Source organism: Pseudidiomarina halophila (assembly GCF_003987215.1).
GTDB lineage: Bacteria > Pseudomonadota > Gammaproteobacteria > Enterobacterales > Alteromonadaceae > Pseudidiomarina > Pseudidiomarina halophila.
In genome coordinates, this window is sequence record NZ_PIPW01000001.1 from 791,104 (window position 1) to 817,421 (window position 26,318).

23 protein-coding genes are annotated in these 26,318 nt (G+C 48.4%); 11 read left to right on the forward strand and 12 right to left on the reverse strand.

The genetic code is table 11. The annotated features are described in order from the left end of the window. The first annotated feature begins 28 nt into the window (after window positions 1-28). Window positions 29-751: a DUF1499 domain-containing protein gene (locus tag CWI69_RS03790; protein ID WP_126762024.1), complete on the forward strand. Its 723-nt coding sequence runs from the start codon at window positions 29-31 to the stop codon at window positions 749-751. Further along, window positions 748-1,863 carry a peptide-methionine (R)-S-oxide reductase MsrB gene (msrB, locus tag CWI69_RS03795; protein ID WP_126762025.1) on the forward strand — a complete coding sequence of 372 codons (1,116 nt, stop codon included), beginning with the start codon at window positions 748-750 and terminating at the stop codon, window positions 1,861-1,863. Before CWI69_RS03790 ends, msrB begins: the two co-directional genes overlap by 4 nt. Before the next feature lie 2 nt (window positions 1,864-1,865). On the opposite strand, the gene ggt is transcribed toward msrB, so the two are convergent. Continuing rightward, the gene (ggt, locus tag CWI69_RS03800) at window positions 1,866-3,632 is read right to left on the reverse strand and encodes a gamma-glutamyltransferase (RefSeq protein WP_126762027.1); all 1,767 of its coding nucleotides are present in this window, start codon (window positions 3,630-3,632) and stop codon (window positions 1,866-1,868) included. A gap of 126 nt (window positions 3,633-3,758) precedes the next feature. Between ggt and rrtA the strand changes: the two genes are divergently transcribed. Continuing rightward, a complete protein-coding gene (gene rrtA, locus CWI69_RS03805; protein WP_157984235.1) occupies window positions 3,759-4,358 on the forward strand; it encodes a rhombosortase in 600 nt (199 codons plus the stop codon). Between the two features lie 21 nt (window positions 4,359-4,379). On the opposite strand, the gene CWI69_RS03810 is transcribed toward rrtA, so the two are convergent. From CWI69_RS03810 to gyrA, 11 genes are all read right to left on the reverse strand, one after another. Further along, on the reverse strand, window positions 4,380-4,688 hold the full coding sequence (locus CWI69_RS03810; RefSeq protein WP_126762031.1) for a ComEA family DNA-binding protein: 309 nt from the start codon (window positions 4,686-4,688) through the stop codon (window positions 4,380-4,382). An 82-nt stretch (window positions 4,689-4,770) separates the two neighbouring features. Beyond that, on the reverse strand, window positions 4,771-5,469 hold the full coding sequence (pyrF, locus tag CWI69_RS03815; protein ID WP_126762033.1) for an orotidine-5'-phosphate decarboxylase: 699 nt from the start codon (window positions 5,467-5,469) through the stop codon (window positions 4,771-4,773). After that, window positions 5,470-6,627 (reverse strand): lipopolysaccharide assembly protein LapB, encoded by a 1,158-nt coding sequence (lapB, locus tag CWI69_RS03820; RefSeq protein ID WP_126762035.1) that lies wholly within the window; start codon window positions 6,625-6,627, stop codon window positions 5,470-5,472. Then, window positions 6,620-6,883, reverse strand: a complete 264-nt coding sequence (locus CWI69_RS03825) for a lipopolysaccharide assembly protein LapA domain-containing protein (protein WP_126762037.1) — start codon at window positions 6,881-6,883, stop codon at window positions 6,620-6,622. The genes lapB and CWI69_RS03825 overlap by 8 nt, the downstream gene beginning before the upstream one ends. Window positions 6,884-6,968: 85 nt before the next feature. Beyond that, on the reverse strand, window positions 6,969-7,253 hold the full coding sequence (gene ihfB / locus CWI69_RS03830; RefSeq protein WP_126762039.1) for an integration host factor subunit beta: 285 nt from the start codon (window positions 7,251-7,253) through the stop codon (window positions 6,969-6,971). A 45-nt stretch (window positions 7,254-7,298) separates the two neighbouring features. Continuing rightward, window positions 7,299-8,978, reverse strand: coding sequence for a 30S ribosomal protein S1 (rpsA, locus tag CWI69_RS03835; protein ID WP_126762043.1), 1,680 nt, complete (start codon window positions 8,976-8,978; stop codon window positions 7,299-7,301). Between the two features lie 109 nt (window positions 8,979-9,087). Beyond that, the gene (cmk, locus tag CWI69_RS03840) at window positions 9,088-9,792 is read right to left on the reverse strand and encodes a (d)CMP kinase (protein ID WP_126762045.1); all 705 of its coding nucleotides are present in this window, start codon (window positions 9,790-9,792) and stop codon (window positions 9,088-9,090) included. A gap of 62 nt (window positions 9,793-9,854) precedes the next feature. Next, window positions 9,855-11,129: a 3-phosphoshikimate 1-carboxyvinyltransferase gene (gene aroA / locus CWI69_RS03845; protein WP_377094588.1), complete on the reverse strand. Its 1,275-nt coding sequence runs from the start codon at window positions 11,127-11,129 to the stop codon at window positions 9,855-9,857. A 7-nt stretch (window positions 11,130-11,136) separates the two neighbouring features. Beyond that, window positions 11,137-12,234 (reverse strand): histidinol-phosphate transaminase, encoded by a 1,098-nt coding sequence (hisC, locus tag CWI69_RS03850; RefSeq protein WP_126762049.1) that lies wholly within the window; start codon window positions 12,232-12,234, stop codon window positions 11,137-11,139. Between the two features lie 18 nt (window positions 12,235-12,252). Further along, on the reverse strand, window positions 12,253-13,341 hold the full coding sequence (serC, locus tag CWI69_RS03855) for a 3-phosphoserine/phosphohydroxythreonine transaminase (protein ID WP_126762840.1): 1,089 nt from the start codon (window positions 13,339-13,341) through the stop codon (window positions 12,253-12,255). 9 nt (window positions 13,342-13,350) lie between these two features. Further along, window positions 13,351-15,990: a DNA topoisomerase (ATP-hydrolyzing) subunit A gene (gene gyrA / locus CWI69_RS03860; RefSeq protein ID WP_126762050.1), complete on the reverse strand. Its 2,640-nt coding sequence runs from the start codon at window positions 15,988-15,990 to the stop codon at window positions 13,351-13,353. Between the two features lie 182 nt (window positions 15,991-16,172). On the opposite strand from gyrA, the gene ubiG reads away from it, so the two are divergent. The 8 genes from ubiG to CWI69_RS03900 all read left to right on the forward strand — a co-directional run bounded on the left by ubiG (window position 16,173) and on the right by CWI69_RS03900 (window position 26,317). Further along, window positions 16,173-16,883, forward strand: coding sequence for a bifunctional 2-polyprenyl-6-hydroxyphenol methylase/3-demethylubiquinol 3-O-methyltransferase UbiG (ubiG, locus tag CWI69_RS03865; protein ID WP_126762051.1), 711 nt, complete (start codon window positions 16,173-16,175; stop codon window positions 16,881-16,883). Between the two features lie 8 nt (window positions 16,884-16,891). Further along, the gene (locus tag CWI69_RS03870; RefSeq protein ID WP_126762053.1) at window positions 16,892-17,557 is read left to right on the forward strand and encodes an HAD family hydrolase; all 666 of its coding nucleotides are present in this window, start codon (window positions 16,892-16,894) and stop codon (window positions 17,555-17,557) included. Between the two features lie 357 nt (window positions 17,558-17,914). Continuing rightward, window positions 17,915-20,254 carry a class 1a ribonucleoside-diphosphate reductase subunit alpha gene (gene nrdA, locus CWI69_RS03875; RefSeq protein WP_126762055.1) on the forward strand — a complete coding sequence of 780 codons (2,340 nt, stop codon included), beginning with the start codon at window positions 17,915-17,917 and terminating at the stop codon, window positions 20,252-20,254. A gap of 146 nt (window positions 20,255-20,400) precedes the next feature. Then, window positions 20,401-21,678 carry a tyrosine-type recombinase/integrase gene (locus CWI69_RS03880; protein WP_126762057.1) on the forward strand — a complete coding sequence of 426 codons (1,278 nt, stop codon included), beginning with the start codon at window positions 20,401-20,403 and terminating at the stop codon, window positions 21,676-21,678. Then, a complete protein-coding gene (locus CWI69_RS03885; protein ID WP_126762058.1) occupies window positions 21,644-23,275 on the forward strand; it encodes a site-specific integrase in 1,632 nt (543 codons plus the stop codon). Before CWI69_RS03880 ends, CWI69_RS03885 begins: the two co-directional genes overlap by 35 nt. Continuing rightward, window positions 23,272-25,476, forward strand: a complete 2,205-nt coding sequence (locus CWI69_RS03890; RefSeq protein ID WP_126762060.1) for a hypothetical protein — start codon at window positions 23,272-23,274, stop codon at window positions 25,474-25,476. Before CWI69_RS03885 ends, CWI69_RS03890 begins: the two co-directional genes overlap by 4 nt. After that, on the forward strand, window positions 25,477-25,872 hold the full coding sequence (locus CWI69_RS03895) for a hypothetical protein (protein WP_126762062.1): 396 nt from the start codon (window positions 25,477-25,479) through the stop codon (window positions 25,870-25,872). Between the two features lies 1 nt (window position 25,873). Beyond that, complete coding sequence (locus tag CWI69_RS03900) at window positions 25,874-26,317, forward strand: BglII/BstYI family type II restriction endonuclease (RefSeq protein WP_157984236.1); 444 nt, start codon at window positions 25,874-25,876, stop codon at window positions 26,315-26,317. Window position 26,318: the final 1 nt, after the last annotated feature.

The following is a 26,318-nucleotide window of genomic DNA, read 5'->3' on the forward strand; positions in this document are numbered from 1 at the left end:
TAATCTATAACCAACAATGGAGCTTGTCATGTTAAAGAAAATCGGATCATTGCTAATTATTATAGGTTTTTTGGCCGCTTTTATGTTGTTAGTGGCAGGCCCGCTGTACCGCTGGCAACTACTTGATCTTGGCATTGCGTTTACCTTGTTGCGCTGGGCTGCCTATGTTGGTGTTGCAGCTGTTGTCCTCATCATTATCTATTTAATCTGGCAGCGCCCGCGCGGTGGCCGTCTGGCCCTGCTTACCGTTGCTGCTATTGCAGGCACGATAAGCTTCTATCTGCCTTATCAGCAGTTACAGACCGCACGCAGCGTTCCGCCTATTCATGACATATCTACAGACCTGCAGCAGCCGCCTGAGTTTGCCGCCATTGCGCCTTTACGTGCCGATGCACCGAATCCGTTACCCTATCCGGGCGAAGAAACTGCTGAACAACAACGCAGTGCTTATCCTGACCTTGGACCAATCTATTTTTCACAAGATCTGGAGCGGGTATTTCAGGCCGCGTTAACGGTAGTTAACGATATGGGCTGGCAACTTGTCGCCAGTGACCTTGCCGAAGGACGCATTGAAGCGACTGCATCAACCTTTTGGTTTGGCTTTAAAGATGACGTGGTGATTCGGCTGCGTAGCGAAGATCAACAAACACGGGTTGACGTCCGCAGTAAATCACGGGTGGGCCGCAGCGACGTCGGTAAAAATGCGGCACGTATACGTGACTTTCAACAACAACTACAAGGAATTCTATGAGGTTAATTACGATAGCTCTGTGGTTCGGGCTAGCGCTGACCAGCACCGCAACCTTCAGCCAATCGAGCGATGAAAAGGTCGCCACCTTTGCTGGCGGTTGTTTCTGGTGTGTTGAGAAAGCGTTTGAGGATGTCCCGGGTGTGCGCGAGGCTGTCTCCGGCTATGCCGGTGGCACCGAAGTCGATCCGAGCTACGAGCAGGTAGCTGGCGGACAGACGAGCCACACCGAAGCGGTACAGGTTTATTATGACCCCTCGGTAGTCAGCTATACAGGATTGCTGCAGGCGTTCTGGCGTATGATGGATCCGACGGATCTTGATGGTCAGTTCGTTGACCGTGGCCAGCAGTACCGTCCGGCCATCTTCTATCACAATGAACAGCAACGCGAAATTGCCTTGCGCGAACGGGAAAAGTTACGCGAGCAAAACCGCTATGAGGATCCTGTTGTGGTACCTGTTGAGCCATTCACAACCTTTTATCGGGCAGAAGACTATCACCAGGACTACTATAAGAAGAGTTCGGTACGCTATTGGATTTACACCCGTAACTCTGGTCGTTTCCAGTTCACCGAAAAAGTCTGGGGCGACGATTACGACGTCGATTTTCGCAAATTTGAGGATAAACCAGCTATGAGTGACGCAGAACAGCCACAAGCAAGTCTGGATTTCAGCGACTATCAGAAGCCAGCAGATGAAACCCTGCGCGAACAATTAACGCCGTTACAATACTCGGTATCACAACGCGGTAAGACCGAGCGTGCGTTCAATAACGAGTATTGGGATGAAGAACGCGCCGGGATTTATGTCGATATTGTCAGCGGCGAACCACTGTTTTCGTCTGCCGACAAATTTGAATCTGGCACGGGTTGGCCAAGCTTTACTAAGCCAATTGATGACAAATTTGTAGTCACCAAAACTGACCGCTCCTGGTTCATGACCCGCACCGAAGTTAAAAGTCGCTATGCAGACTCACACCTGGGGCATGTCTTTGAAGATGGTCCGGAGCCCACCGGCTTAAGGTATTGCATGAATTCCGCTGCCATGCGGTTTATTCCATTAGACGACATGGCAGAAGAAGGCTACAGCGAATACATTGATCAGGTGAAGGACTAAGTTTAGTCTTGTTCACCCAGAGCTACCCCTTCGCGGCGTGGATCGGCGCCGCCCAACAATTGCCCGTTCGGTAAGATGGAAATACCATGCAAACCGCTATTTAGCCCAGTGACCCGCACGTTATGACCCATTGCTTTTAATGCTTTAGCGAGTTCAGCCATTTCAGTGCCCTCTTCCAACGCCGTGTAGTTATTAAGGTTGGTAACATGCGGCTGGTCGATGGCTTGCTGCATATTCATATTCCAGTCAAGCACACCCAATAATGTCTGTGCCACATAATTGATGATTCTCGCGCCGCCGGGTGACCCTACCACGTGTAGCAGATCATCACCCTCAGCATCAAACACCATGGTTGGCGCCATTGAACTTCGGGGGCGTTTGCCACCTTGTACCCGATTGGCGATAAGTTCCCCATTGACTCGGGGTTGTAACGAAAAGTCAGTGAGCTGGTTATTTAACAGGAAGCCACTTGCCATCACCGACGAGCCAAAGCCCATTTCGATGCTGGTAGTCATGGATACCGCATTACCGTTCGCGTCGACGATCGAAATATGACTGGTGTTAGGAAATTCCGGCGAGCGATCATCAGCAAAAGCATAATTTGCAAATATGCCCGGTTCGGCATGGGTAAGGTCACGATTACCTATCTGACGCGCACGGGACGCTAAATAGGCCTTTTTCAGCATATCCTGCACGGGAACCGTGACAAAATCGCTATCCGCGATATAACGATTGCGGTCGGCAAAGGCAAGCCGGGAAGCCTGAGTAAAGTGATGGGCTGCCTCTTTGCTGACAGGTTGCCACTGGGCAACCGGGAAGTTCTCTAAAATCCCGAGGATTTGCAATACCGTCAAACCGCCGGAGCTCGGTGGCCCCATACCACATACAGTGTAAATACGATAAGCGTTACACACGGGTTCGCGCACTACAGCCTGATAATTTGCGAGATCTTCAAGGGTCAGCAAGCCAGGTGCGAGCGCGCTGGTTTGCACTGCATTTACAACCTTTTCAGCAATAGGTCCGCGATAAAATGCATCGGCACCCTGCTCCGCAACTAAGCGCAGAGCCCAGGCGAGCTCAGGGTTTTGTTTTAGCGTACCAGCTTGCAGTGCTTGTCCGTCGGGGTAGAAATACTCTTTCGCAGGACTTAATTTTCGTAAACCGGGGTTCAGATCCATTTCCAATAACATCTGTAACCGCCTGGACACTTCAAATCCCTGTTCAGCAGCTTCTATAGTAGCGCTAAAAAGCTCTTCCCATGGACGCTTTCCCCAACGGTTATGCGCAACTTCAAGGCCCTTCAGAACACCGGGTGCACCTACAGAACGGCCACCAACAACCGCATCCCAGAAATCTTCCGGTGGTTTACCATTGGCATTTAAGAACAGAGTTTCGTCAGCATTGGCTGGCGCTTTTTCCCGTGCGTCAATCGTATAAAGATGTTCTTCGGCAGCATCCCAATACAAAATAAAGGCGCCGCCGCCAATACCTGAAGACTGAGGTTCAGTAAGGGTTAACATCGCCTGAACTGCGACGGCTGCATCGATCGCTGATCCGCCATCCGCCAACACAGCGCGACCTGCTGCGGCCGCCTCAGGCGTTGCTGCAGCAACCATATATTCGTTGGCATAAACGGCATTTTTATCAACCACGCCTGTTGCGGCTTCGGGTTCGCGTTTATCGCGTTGATTACCTTCAGTGATTTGAGGCGAACAGGCCCCTAGCGTAAAGCTGGTAAGCAAAAAAACTGCTAAAGCGGTAGATTTCATGCGGTGATTCCTTTACGGCCAGACAACCAGCAGTCTGATTCATTGGCGTATTTACAGATGATAAACTCCTGCCTATCATAAAGCCCTCGACCACTTATCACAATGCGCGAAGCACTAACTCGACCTATGTCTAATAAAATGCAAGTCATCCTATGTGGGGCATTGCTCTGCCTGATCAGTATCTGGGCGTACTTTTACCAATTCGAGTCGGCACAGTTTCTCAGTCGCTTCGATTATCATGCTGAGCAGATCTGGCAGCAACCCTGGCGTCTGGTCACCGCCCATTTCCTGCATTTATCGACCCTGCACTGGGTCGGAAATGTACTTGCTTTTGCTGGGGTAACCATTGTTTTTGCCCGTCACTTTACCGTTCGTACCTACCTTAATGCGCTACTGATTCTTACGGTCGGTAGCGCTGCATTGCTATGGTTTGCCGGCTACCAACAACGGTTTGTTGGCTTATCCGCGGTGGTTCATGGCTTGTTAGTAATGGGCATTCTGTTGGAGTATCGTGGTGATGACACACCAGCACATAAACGCCTGCTGCTGCTGGCACTCGGCCTCTTGCTGGCGAAGTTAGCCGCAGAATGGCTAGGCTGGTGGACAAGTCCGTTAACGACTGGGCAAGATGATCAACTCTGGCAATTGCATGGCGCCGGTATTATCTGCGGCATCCTTGCCTGGTGGCTCCATAACCGGCGATTGGCGAAACTTGCCCAGTCGTAACAGCAGAACAGTGGCTTAAAATCAGAACTCGATACGCTCTTTATTAAGTTCCAGTAAGCGGGGACCTATCCCCTTAATCTGCATCAACTGATTGATATCACTGAAACCGCCTAACTGTTCCCGCAGGGCAATAATTGCTTCTGCGCGTTTTTGTCCGACACCGGTCAACGCCATACTTAGCTCAGCGGCGGACGCGGTATTCAGATTAACCTTCATCACCGCCTGCTGAGCAGCTGCTTGTTGCGTTGGTTGAACCGTGGGCATGGCGTAAGCACCAGGCAGCAAAGTTGATCCGATGACCAGCGCAGATAATGCTGTTTTCCGTAACATTTTAAGCTCCTTAGTTGTCACTGCGAATGCAGTACTAAAAGCTTAAATGGATGCTGACCGGTTAGCTAATCACAAACACGGATTATCCCGTAAGCGATGCCTGTATTGCCGCGAGAGCTGCAGCCGGGTCATCAGCCTGAGTAATAGGCCGGCCAATAACTAACACCTGAATGCCTTGCTTTGCCGCTTCTTCAGGAGTCATAACCCGTCGTTGATCACCTTGTTCAGCGCCTGCTGGTCGGATACCCGGGGTGACCAAGACAAAATCCTTGCCGCATTCTTGTTGGATCATTGCAGCTTCTTGCGCCGAACAGACCACGCCATCGAGCCCCACCCCCTGCGCTAATGCCGCCAGGTACTTAACCTGTTCAGCGGGTTGTCGTTGCACGCCTACTTCGGCGAGATCACTCGCTTCCATGCTGGTGAGTACTGTCACCGCTATTAGAAGCGGCGGATTTGGATAATCCGCAAGTGCATCACGTGCAGCCACAAGCATCCGCCGCCCGCCCGATGCATGCACATTGATCATCCACACGCCAAGGTCAGCCGCAGCGCGCACAGCTTTCGCTACGGTGGTCGGGATGTCATGGAATTTTAAGTCCAAAAACACACGAAAATCACGCGCCACCAGCTCGCGGACAAACTCCGGCCCTGCTGCGGTAAATAATTCCTTACCAACTTTTAGCCCGCACTGCTCCGGGTTAAGTTGTTCGATAAGAGGCCATGCAGCTTCGGCATTTGCATAATCAAGCGCAACAAAAACAGTCGATTGCTGTGTCATCTAATCTCCATCTAATCCTGTTATCGGTTTAATTTCACCCCAAACCCGGCACGAGGGGCAGTGCCAATACAATGTTTTGCCGGAGAAGCCACAATGGCGGCAGCGATACTTGGGCCGTTGCTGCATCTGTTGTTGCACAAGACGTTGCAACATCATTAAGCTGTCGCGCGCCTTCCCAACATCAGCTGCGCGAATATGGAAGTCCATGAGTTGGTGAAAGCCTTTCATGGTTGGGTTGCGTAGTAACGCCGATTGCATAAACTTTTCAGCTTCTTCGATGGTTCCGGCTTTGGCGATCGCCTCAGACAACAGCATCGCGGCCGCGGTTGAATTGGCTTCGCTCACACATTTATGCAGGAAACGTACGAAACCGGCTTCATCCTGTTGACTGGTAAAACAGGCATTTAAAATCGGTAGCGCCTCAGGAATAAACGCCGGATCCGCATCAAGGATACTCATCAGCATAGTTTGTGCTTTCGATACTTCCCCCTGTTCGAACCACATACGACCTAAGGAAAGTGCCGCCCGAACGTTATCTGGATCGTGTTTACGGGCTTTTAAATAGTATTTTTCTGTTGCTGCAGGTTCGTTCTGCAAATTTGCCAGTTCACAATAAAGTTGCGCCACTACCGGTTCTGTACTGGCATCGTTGCGGGCTAACTTTAGTGCTACCTTTATTGCTTTGTCCCATTCATGGGTGGCTTCATAAAGTTCGAGCAGGTAACGCTGACAAGGCTCGGCGAATTCTTTGTCCGTTTGCAGCGCCAACAGCATTTCTTCAGCGCGATCAAATATACCTGCTGCCAGGTAATCCAAACCCAGTTCAAACATTGCATGACGGCGTTGCTGTTCACTGATTGCCGGACGGGATGTCAGGTTCTGGTGGATTTTTATCGCCCGATCGATCTCGCCACGACGGCGAAATAATTTACCCAGTGCCCAGTGGGTTTCCAAGGTATCGGAATCCACATCTAATAATTCAATAAATAAATCGACGGCTTTATCTGGTTGATCGGAGAGAAGCAGGTTAAGACCTGTAACATATTGCTTTGAAAACTCTTCCTGCTCGCGGCGCTCTTCATTACGGACACTGTTGCGCCCCATGAACCAGCCATACGCTGCAGCTACCGGTAACAGCAGGAACAGCAACTCAAGCATCGGCAGAATCCCGTGCTACCAGTTGTTTGCGCAGTTTTCGGTTTTCATTTTTTAGTACCCACAGGCGGCCCAGCATACTTAGCAGGCCCAGTAAGAATCCGAACAGGATAAAAACACCGGTCAGAACTGAAACGGGCAGCGTAATCTGGCCAATGAGAAAATCAAAAGGAATCGCTTGTTTGTTCAGCGCGCCAAAGGCCACAGCTAAAACAAACAGCAGTAAAAGGGGTAAGCCAATAAAGATAAATCGCAGCATTGCTGGGTCCTAGCAGTCATAAAAAAACGGCATGCTTTACTATAGCATGCCGTTTTGCTGAACTCGACGCGAAAATGGCGCCCGTCTAACTAATGTTGTCTACGCGTTCGCGTAGCTCTTTACCAGGTTTGAAATGGGGAACATGCTTGCCCTCCAGTTCAACCTTGTCACCAGTTTTCGGGTTGCGCCCAACACGCGGTGCGCGGTAATGCAGTGAAAAACTACCAAACCCTCGAATCTCGATTCGATCGCCACCAGCAAGCTGCTGGGCCATTTGTTCGATAAGCTCTTTCACCGCATCCTCAACCTGACGCGGAGAAAGCTCGGGATACAATGTCGCTAACTGTTGGATCAGCTCCGATTTTGTCATCTTAAGCTCCTCTTTGTTGCGTCGCTACCGAGCACGCTTAGGTTCTTAGTCGTCGTTCTTAGCCGCTTTGAAGGCTTCAGCCATTGCGTTACTAAAGTCAGCATCGTCTTGCTGCTTAGTATTCACAGAATCTAAGGCTTCTTTCTCTTCAACTTCGTCTTTCGCACGAATCGACAGGCTCAACGTACGGTTCTTACGATCCACGCCCATAAAGCGCGCTTCAATGTCGTCACCTACTTTCAACACAGTGCTCGCATCTTCAATGCGGTCACGTGAGATGTCAGCTACGCGGACGTAACCTTCTACGCTGTCAGCCAGTTCAACTTTAGCGCCCTTGGCATCAACTTCGATGACCTTACCAGTAACGATAGCACCTTTTTTGTTCGCCGCCAGATAATTGTTGAACGGATCTTCTTCTAGTTGCTTGATACCTAGAGAAATACGCTCACGCTCTGCGTCGACTTGTAAGACCACAGCAGTGACTTCTTCGCCTTTCTTGAATTCACGAACAGCTTCTTCACCTGGAGCGTTCCAGCTGATATCTGACAAGTGAACAAGACCATCGATGCCGCCGTCAAGACCGATAAAGATACCGAAGTCAGTAATTGACTTGATCTTACCGCTGACTTTTTCACCTTTGTTGAAGTTCTTAGCGAACTCTTCCCAAGGGTTAGGCTTACATTGTTTCAGGCCAAGTGAAATGCGACGACGTTCTTCGTCAATTTCAAGAACCATAACTTCAACCACGTCATCAAGGTTTACAACCTTAGATGGGTGAACGTTTTTGTTGGTCCAATCCATTTCTGAAACGTGAACCAAACCTTCTACGCCTTCTTCGATTTCAACGAAACAACCGTAGTCAGTTAAGTTAGTCACACGACCTTCAAGGCGGTGCCCTTCTGGGTAACGCGCTGCGATATCTGACCATGGATCTTCGCCAAGCTGTTTCAAGCCTAGTGATACGCGTGTGCGTTCACGATCAAATTTCAATACTTTAACGGTGATTTCGTCACCAACGTTCACAACTTCACTTGGGTGCTTAACGCGCTTCCAAGCCATATCTGTGATGTGCAACAGACCATCGACGCCGCCTAAATCAACGAACGCGCCGTAATCAGTCAGGTTCTTAACAATACCCTGAACTTCCTGGCCTTCTTGCAGATTTTCAAGCAATGCATCGCGCTCAGCACTGTTTTCAGTTTCAATAACAGCACGGCGTGAGACCACAACGTTGTTACGCTTCTGGTCAAGCTTGATAACTTTGAATTCTAAATCTTTATTTTCCAGGTGTGCAGTTTCGCGAACTGGACGAACGTCTACCAAAGAACCTGGTAAGAACGCACGTACGCCACCAAGGTCAACTGTGAAACCACCTTTAACTTTACCGCTAATGATACCGGTAACAGTTTCCTGGTCTTCGTAGGCTTTTTCCAGTTGTAACCATGCTTCATGACGCTTAGCTTTCTCGCGTGACAAGATTGTCTCGCCGAAGCCGTCTTCTACTGCGTCTAGAGCTACATCGACCTGGTCGCCGACGCTGATTTCAATTTCGCCTTCCGCATTGCGGAATTGCTCGACTGGAATAGCACTTTCAGATTTCAGGCCTGCGTCAACCAGGACAACGTCACGGTTAATAGCAACGACAGTACCTTTTACGATAGAACCTGGGCGAGTTTCGACCTCTTTTAGGCTTTCTTCAAACAGCTGTGCAAAATTTTCTGACATATGAGTTGACTTACTTCAGTTAAGTACATCCATCAAACAATCCGGTGAGATGGGGTTGTTAAAATCAATCTGTTCGCATCCTTACTACAGACCCCTAAGCTGGCAACAATTACGAGGTTGCCTTCTCAGTATTGGTGAGCTTGCCATGGGCAAACTGCAAGATTTGATCCACGACTTCGTCAATGCTCAAATCTGTTGAATCTACATACAGCGAATCCTCAGCAGCCTTCAATGGGGCAACCGAGCGATTCATATCGCGTTCATCACGTTCTTTGATTTCGGCGATTAATTGGTCGATTTTAGCAGTAAAACCTTTCTCGAGCAATTGTTTGTGGCGCCGGTCGGCCCGTTCTTCAGCAGTCGCGGTAAGAAATACCTTTGCCGCAGCATTTGGAAACACCACAGTACCCATATCACGGCCATCAGCGATCAGCCCAGGTAACTCGCGAAAGGCCCGCTGGCGGCGCAATAAGGCTTCGCGCACGCGCGGTAAGGCGGCGATTTTGGATGCCATATTACCGACCGCTTCAGTACGGATAGACATGGTCACGTCTTCGCCTTCAAGAATGATGTGCGTCAAGGACTTTTCATTCTCAACTTCAAACTTAACATCAAGGTTGCTGGCTAAGGCGACCAAACTCTCTTCATCGTCTGGGGCGAAGTCATGATGCAACGCCGCCAAAGCTAATACCCGATAGATAGCGCCGCTATCGAGCAAGTGCCAGCCCAGTTGGTCCGCCAGAATACGGCTTACTGTGCCTTTACCCGCCCCACCAGGGCCATCAATCGTTATTACGGGAATCGATTCGGTCATAACATCCTCTACCAACTAAAAGCGCCGCAATTATACGGATCTGGCAGAAAATTGCACCTTTATTAGGTAATGCGTTGTAGTTCGCTGAAATAATTTGGGTAGGTTTTCGCACAACACTCAGGGTCTTCAATCGTTACCCCGGCCTCACTGAAACCAAGCAGCGAGAAGCACATCGCCAGGCGGTGGTCATCGTAGGTCGCGATTTGGGCGTGCTTTATCTGTGCCGGAGGGTCAATGATCAGGTAGTCATGACCTTCTTCAACCCGTGCCCCGGTTTTCCGTAATTCGGTCGCCATCGCATGCAGTCGATCGGTTTCTTTAATGCGCCAGTTGGCAACATTGCGAATCGCCGTACGGCCTTTGGCAAACAACGCTAAGGTGGCAAAGGTCATGGCTGCGTCCGGGATGGCGTTTAAATCGGCATCGATGCCAATTAATTCGCCCCCGTTTACCTCAATGTATTCGTCATGCAGCGTGGCGCTGGCACCCATCTTACGCAGGTAATCGACAAAGCCGATATCGCCCTGAATGCTTTTACGTCCGACACCCTCGATACGCAAGGGACCACCGCCCAGAACCCCGGCTCCAAGCCAGTAACTTGCAGCGCTGGCATCCCCTTCAATCCAATAGGTTGTGGGTGAGCTATAGCGCTGTCCGCCGCTAATAGTGAAGGCTTGGCGCTCGTGTTGTTCAATCTTGATGCCAAAATCGCGTAACATTGCCAGAGTGAGCTCAATGTAAGGCCAGGACACCACCTCACCGGTCAAAATGAGGTGACTCGGTGCGGAAACTAAAGGTAATGCCATCAACAATGCAGAAATGTATTGGCTCGAAGCGCTACCATCAACGTGGATGGTGCCGCCTTGCAGAGGTTTGTTGATCTGCAGCGGCGGAAAACCTTGTTGCTTTTGGTACTCTACAGCCGCACCGCCTTCTAGCAGTGCTGCTACCAGATCAGCGATAGGCCGCTGTTGCATGCGGGCATCACCGGTAAGGCAGACCGGAGCTGCGGACGTTGCCGCCAGCACCGCAGTGAGCGGCCGCATGGCTGTACCGGCATTTCCCAGATAAAGCTCGTCGGGCTGCAACGGCCAGGCACCACCACAGCCAGTTACCCTTACTGTGGTCGCATTCAGCTCCTCGATGGTCACGCCAAGCGCGCGCAGGGCTTCAAGCATGCGCTGCGTATCATCACTGCGCAACATGTGGCGCAGTTCAGTAACTCCGCCACATAACGCTGCCATCAGCAATGCACGGTTGGCAATGCTCTTCGAACCTGGCAAATCAACCGTGCCACGACAGCTGGTTAAGCCCTTAAGCGTTAGCGTCTTAGCCACCCGGGGATTAGCCCAATAACTTACGCATGGCGCGGATGAAAGCTTCATTTTCTTCCGGCAGGCCGATACTTACCCGTAAATGCCGTGGCAATTCGTAACCTGCAACCGGGCGCACGATGACCCCTTCGTGCAACAGCTGCTGATAAAGCTCGGCAGCATTATCGCCAACTTCGATGGTCAGGAAGTTGCCGTGTGACGGAATATAATTAAGGCCTGCTGATTCGCAAAACGCAATCAGCTGCTCCATACCTGCTGCGTTTACCGCAACGGATTGTTGCAGATAATCCTCATCATCGAGGGCAACTTCCGCCGCGCGCAGACTTAAACTGTTCATGTTAAATGGCTGACGACCACGATTCATTAAATCCGCGATGTCAGGATGCGATACCGCATAGCCGGCACGCAGACCCGCTAACCCATAAGCTTTGGAGAAGGTGCGGGTAACGATGAGATTAGGATACTCTGCAACCCATGCAAACGATGGTGCGCGCTCATCTTCCGCAACATATTCAGAATAGGCCTCGTCGAGAATGATCAAGACATTTTCCGGCACTTTACTAATGAATGACTGCAGCGCTTCGCTGCTTAAAAAGGTACCCGTAGGGTTATTCGGGTTAGCGACAAAGATCATCCGTGTTTTATCAGTAATGGCAGCCAGCATGGTATCCAGATCATGGCCATAATCTTTCGCCGGTACCGCGATCCCCTTAGCACCTATCGCTTGGGTAACAAGCGGATAAACGACGAAAGCATGTTGGGAAAAGATAACTTCGTGCTCAGCATTAACAAAGGTCCGTGCCACCAACTCAAGCACGTCATTGGAGCCATTACCAAGGGTAAGTTGCGCGCTATCAAGGCCGAACTTTTTGGCTAGTTTCGACTTAAGGTAAAAGCCATTTGCGTCCGGATAGCGTGCCAGACCGCTTAGGGTTTCCTGCAATGCCGCACGCACTTTTGAGCTCAGGCCCAGCGGATTCTCATTTGACGCAAGTTTAACAATACCCTGAATACCGAGTTCACGTTCAAGCTCTTCGATAGGTTTACCTGCCTGATAAGGCTGCAGATTACGTATGCCCTGGTTAGCTAACTGTTTTGCATCAAACATAATTTATGTGTCTTTTTATTAGGAGTGTTTTTGCTCAAATTCACGCATAAAGTCGACCAGTGCGACCACGCCCTCAAGCGGCATTGCGTTATAGATACTCGCCCGCATACCACCAACAAAACGATGTCCCTTTAAGCCCAGCAGCCCTTGTTGCTCTGCTGCTTTAAGGAAGTCACCATCGCGCTGCGCATCGGCAAGCACAAAGGGTACGTTCATTTTCGAACGAAAGTCAGGATGCACCTGATTACGATAGAAGTCGGAACTGTCAATAAGGTTATACAAAAGGTCCGCTTTGCGCTGATTCACCTGCCCCATGGCTGCTAAGCCACCCTGCTCTTTAAGCCATTCAAAGACCAGTCCGGACAGGTACCACGCCCAGGTGTTCGGCGTATTGTACATCGAGCGCTCCTTGGCCTGCGCCGTGTAGTCCATGATGGTGGAGGTATTGCTCTGAGCGCGGCCAAGCAGATCGTCACGAACGATAGCAATAGCAAAACCTGACGGTCCGATATTTTTCTGGGCTCCGGCATAGATAACACCAAAGCGTTCTACCGCCAGAGGTTCAGACAGGATATTCGAAGACATATCAGCCACGACGGGTGCGGTAACTGCTTCGGGGATGTCATGCAGAGCGACACCGTCCATGGTCTCGTTGGGACAATAATGGAAGTAGGCAGCGTCGGCACTTAACTGCCAGGACTCAGGTGAAGCAAGAGCGCGACCCCGTTTGGTATCAATGGCGCCGCCAACGACGTTTACCTGAGCGACATATTTTTGTGCTTCGCGGATGGCAAAGTCCGACCAGATACCACTGTTCAGATAATCGACCGTAGCATGGGGACCGGCAATATTTTGCGGTACCGCGCTAAACTGACCACGGCCGCCGCCGTGCATAAACAAGACCTGATAGTTCTCCGGAATAGCCATGAGATCACGCAAGTCTTGTTCTGCTTTGGCTGCCATTTGCATAAATGCCGGATCACGATGACTGATTTCCATCACCGAAGTGCCGCTGCCCCGCCAACTTCGTAACTCCTTTTGCGCACGTTCCAATACCGCACGCGGTAACATCGCTGGACCAGCAGAGAAATTATACGGGGCCGTCATCATGCTTTATTACTCCTCGTTCACATCCGTTGCGTTGTCGCCATCGTTACCCGTCGAGCTCTCAGTAGAGTCAGCTGCATCCAGCTCAGCTGCTTCAAGTTCTTCGACATCATCAAGCTCATCGATACGCTGCATACCGACCACTTTTTCATCAGCGGCGGTGCGAATCAAACGTACACCCTGGGTATTACGGCCAACAATTGAAACTTCATTCACACGGGTGCGCACCAGCGTACCCTTGTTACTGATCAACATGATCTGGTTGGTATCAACAACTTCCATCGCACCAACCACGGAGCCGTTACGCTCACTGACTTTAATTGAGACAACGCCTTTAGTGGCACGGCTCTTCGCAGGATAGTCAGTAATCGGTGTACGTTTACCAAAACCGTTCTCGGTGACCGTAAGAATGGTCGGAACTTCTTCTTCGATCTTACGCGGTACAATCAGTGATACAACCCGCTGACCTTCAGCCAGACGGATACCACGAACACCTGTGGCCGTACGGCCCATCGAACGTACCTGGTCTTCACTGAAGCGGACCACTTTACCAGCATCAGAGAACAACATGACCTCGTCGCCTGCAGAGGTCATATCAACCCCGATAAGCTCGTCCCCTTCAACCAGATTTAGCGCGATAATGCCGCCATTACGCGGCCGTGAGTAATCCACCATCGGGGTTTTCTTGACGGTGCCGTGCTTGGTCGCCATCAGAATAAACTTGTCTTCCGGGTAATCACGGGTTGGCAGAATTGCGGTAATCCGCTCATCCGCTTCCAACGGCAACAGGTTGACGATAGGCCGGCCGCGGGATGCACGGCTTGCTAACGGCAACTGGTACACTTTCATCCAGTAAATCCGGCCACGGGTCGAGAAGCACAAAATAGTGTCGTGGGTATTCGCTACCCATAAGCGTTCGATGAAGTCTTCATCCTTCATCTTCGTTGCTGCTTTACCCTTACCGCCACGGCGTTGTGCTTCGTACTCAGTCAATGGCTGATACTTCACATAACCGTGGTGCGACAAGGTCACCACAACATCTTCTTCGTTAATCAGGTCTTCCATGGAGATGTCATGAGCCGCTGCGGTAATTTCAGTGCGGCGCACATCACCATATTCTGCTTTGATTTTTTCCAGCTCTTCACGGATGACTTCCATCAGCCGCTCTGAACTATTCAGAATCAGCAATAACTCTTCAATCTGGCCAAGCAAATTCTTGTATTCTTCAAGAATTTTCTCATGTTCAAGCCCGGTCAGCTTGTGCAAACGCAAATCAAGAATTGCCTGTGCCTGTTCTTCAGTCAGGTGGTACTGACCGTCACGAATACCATACTCCGGCGCCAGGTGGTCTGGCCGCGCAGCATCAACGCCTGCGCGTTCGAGCATGTTGGCCACGTCACCTAAGATCCAGGCGCGGCTGACTAAACCAGCTTTTGCTTCCGCTGCAGTTTGCGAGCGGCGAATTAATTCAATGACATCATCAATGTTAGCCAGAGCAATAGCTAAGCCTTCAAGGATATGAGCCCGTTCACGGGCTTTACGCAATTCGTATACCGAGCGACGCGTCACCACTTCACGACGATGCAAAATAAAGCAATCGATCATGTCACGCAGATTGAACAGGCGCGGCTGGTTTTTATCCAGTGCAACCATGTTGATACCAAAGACCACTTGCATCTGCGTATTCGCATACAAGTGATTCAGTACCACTTCGCCAACTTCGCCACGTTTCAGCTCAATAACGATGCGCATGCCATCTTTATCAGACTCATCGCGTAAACCGCTGATACCTTCAAGGCGTTTTTCTTTAACCAACTCAGCGATTTTTTCAATCAACTTCGCTTTGTTAACCTGGTAAGGAATTTCGTTGACGATGATGGCTTCGCGGCCATTCGAATCCGTTTCAATTTCTGCTTTAGCGCGCAGGTGAATGCGGCCACGGCCCGTGCGGTAAGCTTCAACGATGCCGGCGCGGCCGGAAATTGAAGCCGCGGTTGGAAAATCCGGGCCTGGAATAAATTCCATGAGTTCATCGATAGTAATATCAGGGCGCTCGATCATGGCTAAGCAGCCATCGATAACCTCACCCAAATTATGTGGCGGTATATTCGTCGCCATGCCTACCGCAATACCCGAAGAGCCATTCACCAGAAGGTTAGGCACACGGGTTGGCAGGACATCTGGAATTTGCTCGGTGCCGTCGTAGTTAGGCACAAAGTCGACGGTTTCTTTATCTAAGTCAGAGAGCAATTCACTGGCGATTTTTGCCATCCGAATTTCGGTATAACGCATGGCGGCGGCGGAGTCACCGTCGACGGAACCAAAGTTACCCTGACCATCAACCAACATGTAGCGCAATGAAAACGGCTGTGCCATCCGGACGATAGTGTCGTAGACCGCACTATCACCGTGCGGATGGTATTTACCAATAACATCACCGACGATACGGGCTGACTTTTTATACGGCTTGTTGAAATCGTTGCGCAATTCGTTCATCGCAAATAATACCCGGCGATGAACCGGTTTTAACCCATCGCGCACATCTGGTAGTGCACGGCCAACAATGACGCTCATTGCATAGTCGAGATACGAACTTTTCAGTTCATCTTCGATATTGACCGGAACGACTTCTCTGGCGAGATCACTCATAGTTATATCCCTAAACGCTCAATCTTTCTTATAATTGTCTTAGTAGCAGCATTGTACCCTTAGCGCTGCCCTCTCGCATCCTTTTTCCGACGCTTTTTAGCCGTCGTGTGCTTTACCTCGACTTTTTTTAATTCGAGAGCTCCAGTACACTGTACCGAGTTTTTCAACTAAGCAGAAGTACTATGCAGCAATCTAATAATGTCGACCCAAAGGAAATTGAAAAGTTTGGTGCCCTCGCCTCAAGATGGTGGGATCCCGATGGCGAATTTAAACCGCTTCACCAAATTAATCCACTGCGTGTTGATTTTATTCAACGCCAGAGCGACGGCGTATTCGGTAAACGTGTACTGGACATCGGTTGCGGTGGCGGACTGGTGACTGAGGCGCTCGCGCAAGCCGGCGCTAAGGTCACCGGAATAGATTTAGCTGAACAATCATTGCAAGTGGCACGACTGCATGCTCTGGAAAGCAAACTCGACATCGATTATCAATGTATCGCGGCGGAAGACTTTGCCGCTCAGCATGCCGGTGAATTCGATGTCGTAACCTGTCTGGAAATGCTCGAGCACGTGCCCGCCCCCGCGAGTATCGTCGAAGCGGCCGCGAAGTTGGTTAAACCCGGTGGTACGCTGGTGTTTTCGACGCTCAACCGTAATTTTAAATCCTGGTTACTCGGTATTGTCGCCGCTGAATATGTGCTGCGCTGGGTGCCTAAGGGTACACACGAGCACGCTAAGTTCATTCAGCCGGCGGAGTTACTGCGGGTCACCGATGCAGTGGGGGCAAGCGCAAAAGCAATTACCGGCATTCATTATTTGCCATGGCGAGGGTTCTACCTCGACGACAGTAATGTTGACGTCAATTACATTGTTGCCTTATCCAAAGACGCTTGAGCTTGCCAATGAGTAAAGTAAAAGCAGTTCTTTTTGACTTGGATGGTACCTTACTCGATACCGCCGCCGACATGGGCGCCGCGCTGAATAACGTGCTTGGTGACGAAGGTCGCGCGCCGCTGGGCATTGAGGTGGCTCGCGCGTTAGCCTCACATGGTTCGCGCGGTCTGCTTGAACACGCGTACGGGCCTGAATTTCACACTCGGAAAAGCGAATTACGTAAGGCATTTCTGGATCATTATGCGAATGCTATTGCCGTGAACACCACGCTCTTTCCCGGTGTTGCCGAGCTATTAGGTGAACTGGCAACAGCACAAATTGCCGTTGCCATTGTCACCAATAAACCCAAAGACTTAACCGAGCAGCTTGTGCCCTATTACCCTGAACTCGCAGCTATTCAGGTCAGAGTCAGTGGTGACACCTTAGCCGTTGCCAAGCCCCACCCCGACCCCATCTTACATGCCGCGGATGCGCTTGGGTTTGCAGCACACGAGTGCTGGTATGTCGGTGACGCGGAGCGCGATATTGTGGCCGGGCGTGCGGCGGGTATGCGAACCGTACTGGCGCGCTACGGTTATATTGGCGCTGAAGAGCAGCCAGAAAGCTGGGCAGCAGACTACGAAATCCAGCAACCTCTGCAGTTACTCGAGCACCTCCGCAATCACCACATCTAGTGCCGCGCTGTTTTTATAACGCTAGATGTTGTGCAAGCCTTTAAAATTAAGGCTTAGAGTTTTGTTCTATTAACATCAGGTTTGAAAGAGCAAAAAGTTATTTAAAAATAATTATTTTGCCTTGCATTTGCTAAACCTTTAGAACGGCAAGACTTTTAGCGAAAGCCCTGGCAACTGTCACAAATCTCCTTCGGAATTTTAACGCAAACACGCTTGATCCCCTTGCGATAAGTGCTAGCATACGATTATCAAATCCAACCCAAGATATTGTGTAAATTTCACACAGAATGCCTATTCAACACTATATCTTGTGGTTCGCAACTAAAAACATAACGATAAAATTGGTGGGTGCGCCGCATGAATCAAAAGCTTTTTGTTACCAAGCGTAGTGGTGAACGGGAACCGCTCGATCTGGATAAAATCCATCGTGTTATCAGCTGGGCTGCCGAAGGCCTCGATAACGTTTCGGTCTCAGAAGTCGAAATCAAGTCACGAATTCAATTCTACGATGGCATCAAAACCGAAGACATCCACGAAACCATTATCAAAGCGGCTGCCGATTTAATCTCTGAAGATGCACCGGATTACCAGTACCTGGCCGCGCGCCTCGCTATTTTCCATCTGCGTAAACTCGCTTACGGCAAGTTCGAGCCGCCTCACCTGTATGACCAGGTAACTTCAATGGTCAACAACGGGCGCTACGATGAACACCTGCTGAACGATTACAGCAAGGAAGAATTCGAGCAGATGAACGAATTCATGGACCATTCACGGGACCTCAACTTCTCTTATGCTGCGGTAAAACAGCTTGAGGGCAAGTATCTGGTGCAGAATCGGGTGACCGGTGAGATTTACGAGAGCGCGCAGTTCTTGTATGTACTCGTCGCCGCCTGCTTGTTTGCGGACTATCCCAAAGATACCCGACTGGATTACGTGAAGCGCTTTTATGATGCGACATCACTATTTAAAATTTCATTGCCGACACCTATTATGTCGGGTGTTCGTACCCCGACCCGTCAGTTCAGCTCCTGCGTACTGATTGAAGCTGGTGATAGCCTTGATTCAATTAATGCCACCGCAAGTGCCATCGTTAAGTATGTATCACAACGCGCCGGTATAGGTATCAACGCCGGTCGTATTCGCGCTCTAGGCAGCCCTATCCGCGGTGGTGAAGCTTTCCACACTGGCTGTATTCCGTTCTATAAATACTTTCAGACGGCAGTTAAAAGCTGTTCGCAGGGCGGTGTGCGCGGTGGTGCAGCAACCTTGTTTTATCCGCTTTGGCATCTTGAAGTCGAAAGCCTTCTGGTCCTGAAAAACAACCGTGGGGTTGAAGAGAACCGGGTTCGTCACCTTGATTACGGCGTGCAGTTTAACCGCCTGATGTACTCGCGTCTGGTTAAAGACGATTACATCACCTTGTTCAGCCCGTCTGACACTCCGGGCCTGTACGATGCTTTCTTTGCAGACCAGGCCGAATTTGAGCGTTTGTACGTGCAATATGAAAATGATGACTCGATTCGCAAAAAGCGTATTAAAGCGCTGGAGTTATTTGGTTTGTTTATGCAAGAACGCGCCAGTACCGGGCGTATCTACCTGCAGAACGTGGACCATTGCAACACCCACAGCCCATTCGATCCAAAAGTCGCGCCCATTCGCCAGAGTAACCTGTGCCTGGAAATTGCGCTGCCAACCAAGCCGCTGGCTCATGTTAATGACGAAGAAGGTGAAATTGCCCTCTGTACGCTGTCAGCCTTTAACCTTGGCGCAATAAATACCCTTGATGATCTGGAGGAAATGGCTGACCTGGCAGTGCGCGCTCTTGATAACCTGCTGAACTACCAGGAGTATCCGGTACCAGCAGCACGCAATGCGACCATGGGCCGTCGCACGTTAGGAATCGGCGTCATTAACTTTGCCTACTATCTGGCGAAAAATGGCGTACGTTATTCCGATGGTTCTGCCAATGGGCTGGTTCACCGTACCTTCGAAGCTATCCAGTATTATCTGATGAAAGCCTCGGTAAACCTGGCCAAAGAGCGCGGCGCCTGTCCGAAGTTTAACGAGACCACTTACTCGCAAGGTATCATGCCGATTGATACCTACAAGAAAGATCTGGATGCGGTGTGTACCGAAGCTTTGCAACTAGACTGGGATCAATTACGCGCAGATGTGAAAAAGTACGGCATGCGTAACTCTACCCTGTCCGCATTAATGCCGTCTGAGACGTCATCGCAGATCTCGAATGCGACCAACGGTATTGAACCGCCACGGGGCCATATCAGTATCAAAGCATCCAAAGATGGTGTTACCAAGCAAGTGGTGCCAGATTACGAAAATCTGAAAGACGCTTATGAGTTGCTGTGGACGATTCCAAATAACAAAGGCTATCTGGAACTGGTCGGCATCATGCAGAAATTCGTCGACCAAACCATTTCGGCGAATACCAATTATGACCCGAGTAAATTTGAAAGCGGTAAGGTTTCCATGAAGCAGTTGCTGCAAGACTTGCTTTATGCCTACAAACTCGGCGTGAAAACCTTGTATTACCACAACACGCGTGACGGCGCCTCAGATAACCAGGTGGACTTACGCGACAAGATTGACGCCAAGCAACGCGAACAAGAGAACCAGCAAGCAACGGTAGACGTCACTGAAGAAGATGACGATTGTGCCGGCGGTGCGTGTAAAATATAGGACCTGTGTTTTTCAAAGTGTAACATTGTTGTGGATAACTTTCCGTTATTCTAACTAAATCAATAAGTTACAAAGGGGCGCTTGACGCCCCTTTTTTACTGACTATACTCTGAATATCTTACCTTAGTTTCAAGTGTAACATTTCGATGCGTTATTCAGTTCTAAGCTTACCTCACCCGCAGTACAACGATCAGAGGCTACCATTGCTGATCGATAAAAATAATTTTAGCGTCCCCGAGCCTAGTTCAGCGTTATGGGTGTGGGATTTATGGCTTTCCGGGAAGTTCAATACGGTAGAAGCTAGAGCACGCGATCTTTGCGTGTTTTATGAGTTCATAAGCACTGAATATAGCGATTTCTTTTCTGATGCTGCACGGTTAAAAACACTGTCTTCAAGGCAAGTGAATCAACTCACAAGTTTTCTGTTACTCAACTTTAACCATAACATTGAAGACCATATTTTGATCGCTCCCTCCACGTTTAATCGCAGGTTGGACTCCATTCGATCCTTTTTAAGATTTCACTACTCACGTTATATAGCCCGTGTAGAGAATATTGAAATGGCAGATATTCATCAGAAGAGAGTGGATAAGCTGGACGCTCTACTCAAGAAGAAGAAATATTCAACTGGGGATGTAGAAAACCAAACCCACCAGACTACTCCTCTTTCACCAGCTGAAATTGAAATAATCAAGCTTGTGATCCGCCCCTCAAGCGACGACATCAAAAACGACGTAAACCCCTTCCGTAAGAGCCTTCAAGTTAGAAATGCATGCCTTATATTGCTTTTAATTGAACTTGGCTGTAGGGCTTCTGAGTTGGTTTTGCTAAGGAATAACGACCTGGACTTAAAATTAACTCATAATGCCACGGTCGTTATTCAACAGTCCGCCGCGGGAAACAACTTAAAACGACATCGTCGAGACGGTGCATCTCACAAAACACGAAACCGCGAACTCCCTATCAGTCCTGGATTACGTGATTTAATCGTGGAATACGTTGAAGATCACCGGCCAAAGCTTCGCAAGCCTTATAAAGGACAATTGACAGATTATCTTTTTGTGAGTGAGCACGACGGCGGCGCAATGACAACTTCAGGCCTTGAGTATGTGGTCGAAACAATCTTTAATAGGACCAAAGGATTAGCTGGTGTTATAACACCCCATCGCTTTCGCGTAGCAAGAATGAATGAATTGCGAGAGTCGGTTGACAATAAATATGCGAACAGCAACTCTCCTATGATTAAAGCTGGTGACATGCAAGATACTCTTACAACTTGGGGGGGATGGACTGGCACAAGCTCGATGCCTAAGCGCTACACTAACGCTCATCTAATGAGAAAGATAAACGAATATTTAGCCGATAAAGATACTAATAAGGGGCCTGTGGATGGCGCATGCAAACACACTTTATCTAGCACATGAGAGCGTAGATTGTTATGAATACTTATACGAGGAAGCAAAGCGCTTAAATCATGATTACGAACCACTTCCTTTCGAGATAGAGACTTTTTTTGGTCAAAAGGTCAAGCTTCGGAAGTCAGACGGGCGTTTAAAAAAAACAGTCCGACTAATTAATTTAGGCAGCAATACGAGCAATTATAGACTGAGCGATACGTACTCGAAATATGCCTATTTAAGTTATATTGCCATACAATGCTGGGTCGACACAGCTATCTCCCGCAGTCCATCCATGATCAACCACTTATGTGAGGGTCTTTCTACACTTCAACACGTTTCACTTTCTGATGAAGCGCTAAATAATGAGGCAGTATTTGCTAAGGAGATCGCTTCTCAATTATCCAGGCTGATATTAGAAAACAAAGACAATCAAAGGGTCTGGCTGTCTATTCGCGCGTTTGCTAATTACGCTATTGAAAACTGCTATTGGGGTTTTGACGAGACCCTTGTGTTTAAACTTGCTGAAACAAAAATTAAAAATCATGGCCAGAAAGCGCGTGTATCTCTCCTGGATCATGAATACGGGCCTTTTACACGATCAGAAATAGGAGAGATCACGCAGGCATTGCAAAATGATGACGTAACTATCCATGAACGGGTCATGATAAAGTTAGCAATGCAGTTTGGTTTACGCCCTATTCAACTCGCGCTGTTGCGTGAATCAGACATTTATTATGACACCTCTAAGCTGGGTTGGTATATCAATATCCCTCGCGTAAAAGGGAAAGTATCCCAGCTTCGCCGAAATCAAAATAACTTCGTGCTTCGGGAGTTATCAGATGATCTGGCAAATGAGATTGGTGAACTAATCAAGCAGGATGCCGTTAGGTCACTAACTCATCCTAAAGGCACCCCACTTCCTCGTCCCCTGTTTAAAAGAGAGCAAGTCGACAAGGAGTTAATCGTAGATGATAAGTTAACAGAATATGCATGGCATAAAAATTCGAATGCGTTAACTCATAAATTCATTTCATTAGGCAAGCGATTAAACATATTTTCAAGACACGTAAAGGATGATAACGGCGGCCCCACGCTACTGAGAATTTCATGTTACCGGTTCAGGTATACCTTGGGTACTCGTATGGTTCTTGAGGGGAAAACCCCAGAAGAGGTCGCTATCGCTTTAGATCACGGCTCCACTGACTCAGTTCAACATTACTTTCGTTACAATAGAGACTTAATTGATTTTATTGATGACACATTTGACTCTTCAATAGTGCTAGAAAATGCCGTCATGCGATGGAAAGGATTCCTTATTGATGAAAACGACAGTTCCGTCGGAGGAAGGCTGATTCGGACGAGCTCAATTGCAAGTCTTGGGAAATGTTTAAAACAGGCCAGCTGTGAGTTTCATCCTACTGTTAGTTGCTATGGATGCGGAAAATTCAGGCCGTTTAAAAATGCAGACCACCAAGCCCAATTAAAAGTTATCGAAGCAGAGAGAGAGTTCGTCCAACAACATTCATCTGGGCCCGTAAAGCATCAATTAAATGAAGCGCTACAAGGGGCCATCGAGATCTGTGAGGCCCAAAAGTTGTTGAATAAGGAATCGGACTCATGAGTAGTGTCGAGAACCTCGGTAAGATTCGTGAAAATAAGCGTTTACGAGATGTTATATTACGATTAGGTGAACTGGAAAATAATGCCCAAGAAGAGTTCGAAGCTTTACGCCGAAAAGATCCTCTATTGGGTGTATGGTCAGATAACGTATGGCGATACCAAAATGGTAGTATCTATTTCACAAAGCCGGTCGACGTAAATGGAAATTTAATTACTGGAAAAAGTAAAAAATCCGATAGAGAGCCTGTAAACGGTGTCTGGGCAATTATAATGCGACTGTGGGCTCTAAAGGGCTTAAAGAAGGGCAAGAATAGGAAGTCTATTGCCTCAGAGATTGGAGCCTTATCGTGGTTAGCTGACTCTTTGTCATATAGTAATGAATCACTTATTAACTTTGACCAATCTACTCTGGATGCAACCATCCCGCTTCTTGAGTCTAAATTTCAACGGCGTGGCCCATTCGAGCGCTATAAAACCATGGTGTCCATTGCAAAAAACTTGTTGATTCCATTCAAAATTGTGCCGCGATTTAACCCAAAAATTAATATGAACAACCCTTCCAGAGAGCAAACTGACGTTACAACAAGTGAATACGAAAACCGCCGAGATAGAAAGTATGAGCAAGATATAGATAGGTATCTAGGACTGGTCAAAGCCAAGTTTGACAATTTTAAAATCCAGCTTGAAAATGGAGAGATTTGCTCCAATCCAGAGCCTAAAGAGGGTTACGATGAAATCAGGCTCCTTGCGGTTCCATTTTTGATGGCATTCGGATTACGCATAGGTGAATTATGTAGACTTACAGAAGATTGCCTCCAATATGACGAAATTAACGAGAAATACTACCTTAAAGTTTTAACGGAAAAAGGCGAACTACCTAGCCCTCGCCCGGTACCACGCATGTGGGAAGATGTTATTTTAAAATCTTACAAGCGGATACTAGAGCTGACTGAGGAGCACCGTTTATTTGCTAAAAGTGTCGAGTTGAATGGGCCTTTGGCTTTTATTGATGCTCTTAAGATGGAGTCGCGACCAGTTCCAATGGTCAAAGCCTTGGAAGAAAAAGGCTTCAATCCAGACTTGTTTTTGTTACGTTGCGAATTCGGACCGAATATTAAAGCACTGCACGCAAGTGGACTTAGTTACAGCAGCTTAAGAACTAACTACAAAGCAGCTGAAGTAGGTCGGATTAAATATAAAGGCCAAAATTCAAGAAATACAACGCTACACACCGTCTACAGCAAAAAAGAAATTGCATCAATAGCGTTTCAGAAGTACCAAACTTATCGACAGAAAGTCTACCAAGAAAACCACCTTGATGAGAATGAATCCGGGAGCTATTCGTCAAGCAGCTTCTCCGCATCCGTCTCGTTTAGTCAACTGCTCTTTATAGTAAAAGACGAAACATTTAAGAGCCAATCCTCAGGTCATGGATTCATCCCTCTCCCAATGACACCGAAGTCGTTTACGAGTTGGATAACAAACGATAAAACATCGAGGAATAAAACAGTTTTCGAGCGATACGATATAAGGGATCGAGACGGAAACGTAGTGTCGCTAAAGACCCATAAATTTCGTCATTGGCTCACGACTGCGCTTAAGCGTTCAGGGAAAAATGAAATGATGATTGACCTGTTCATGGGCCGAACACCGGGACAAGGTCGACATTATGATCATCGAACATCAAAAGAACGCGCTGAAACCATTCGTGAGCGCTATTTGAGCCAGACCCCACCAGATGATGCCCTTGGCCGACGAATAAAGCGTATGCGCGATAACGATGTCCCTGAAGGCGAGATAGATTGGGTTCTAAACCATACAATGTCGGTGATTCACTATACTCCGTGGGGTACATGCAAGAGAGACCTAGACGTAAGTCCTTGCGAAAAAGGTATGATGTGCCTAAGGGGAGATACAGGTGAAGGGTGCGAACATTTTGGTATCGACCCGGACGATTTAGAAGCAAAGCAAAACATCTTAAATACAAAAACTCACTACGAAAATCAGCTTGCCGCACTAATTCCAAATTACCGCGAATTAACTGAAAAACTCAATACAGAAGAACCTCTAGATCAGCATATTAAGTTTTGCATTGACACGGTAAAAGGATGTGAGAATGCTTTAAAGTCCTATGAAAACTGGAATGGGAAGAAGAACCAAAGAATAGACGTCGTTCAAGTGTATGACCCGGAGGCGATGTAGATGGCTAACAGAAATTGGGAATCTAAAGCGTTATCGTCCTTGCAGTGGTTTGCCGAAAACCCAGAATTTAAAGGTGAGTTTGGTCACCAGTATTTTGTCGATAACCTAGGTGTCAGCAGAATGACGCTTAATCGCAGTAAGAAATACATGAAGCGGTACAGAGAGGTGAAAGAAATACTTAAAGGGTACCAATCCACCGAGCCAAATACAGGCCCTGCTCCAGCTGACGGAATGAAGCAGAAGCTTGCAAGTAAGAATAAACAAATTGAAGACTTAAAGAATCAAGTTGAGAAGTTGCAGTTACGGCTTAACGACTGCTACCAAATGTTAGAAGACCACAATATAGACCCTCAATTTGTATACACTCAGCGACTGAAAAAACATAGAGAGGTCTAAGGTGGCTAATCCCCAGGCTGAAAAAAATTATCAAACCTTCAGAGCCTTTGTGCAATTGCACTGCATTGAAAATGATTGGGACGATTATGTCCTGCCAGACAAGCTTGATTTGAACAAAAAACGAATTGCAAGAGAATGCGAATTTGACCGCAAAAGGATTACAGGGAATACCAAGATCCTTAGGCTTTATAACCTAATAAAACGAAAACTTGTAAAGAAAGGCATACTCGTCACCGACTCTCGTTCAGGAACCGAAAAGCGGCAGCACGAGACTGCTTTGAAAATCGCTAGCAAAGACTCGAAACTTATGAGTTCTCAACAGCAACAAAATGCATCGTTACAGGCACAACTATACGACGTTACAAGGGACTTGAAAGAGGCTAACGAGAAGCTCAAGCACTTGAAGGCAATAGAGGACTACCTCATGGCCACTGGGAGACTTTAAC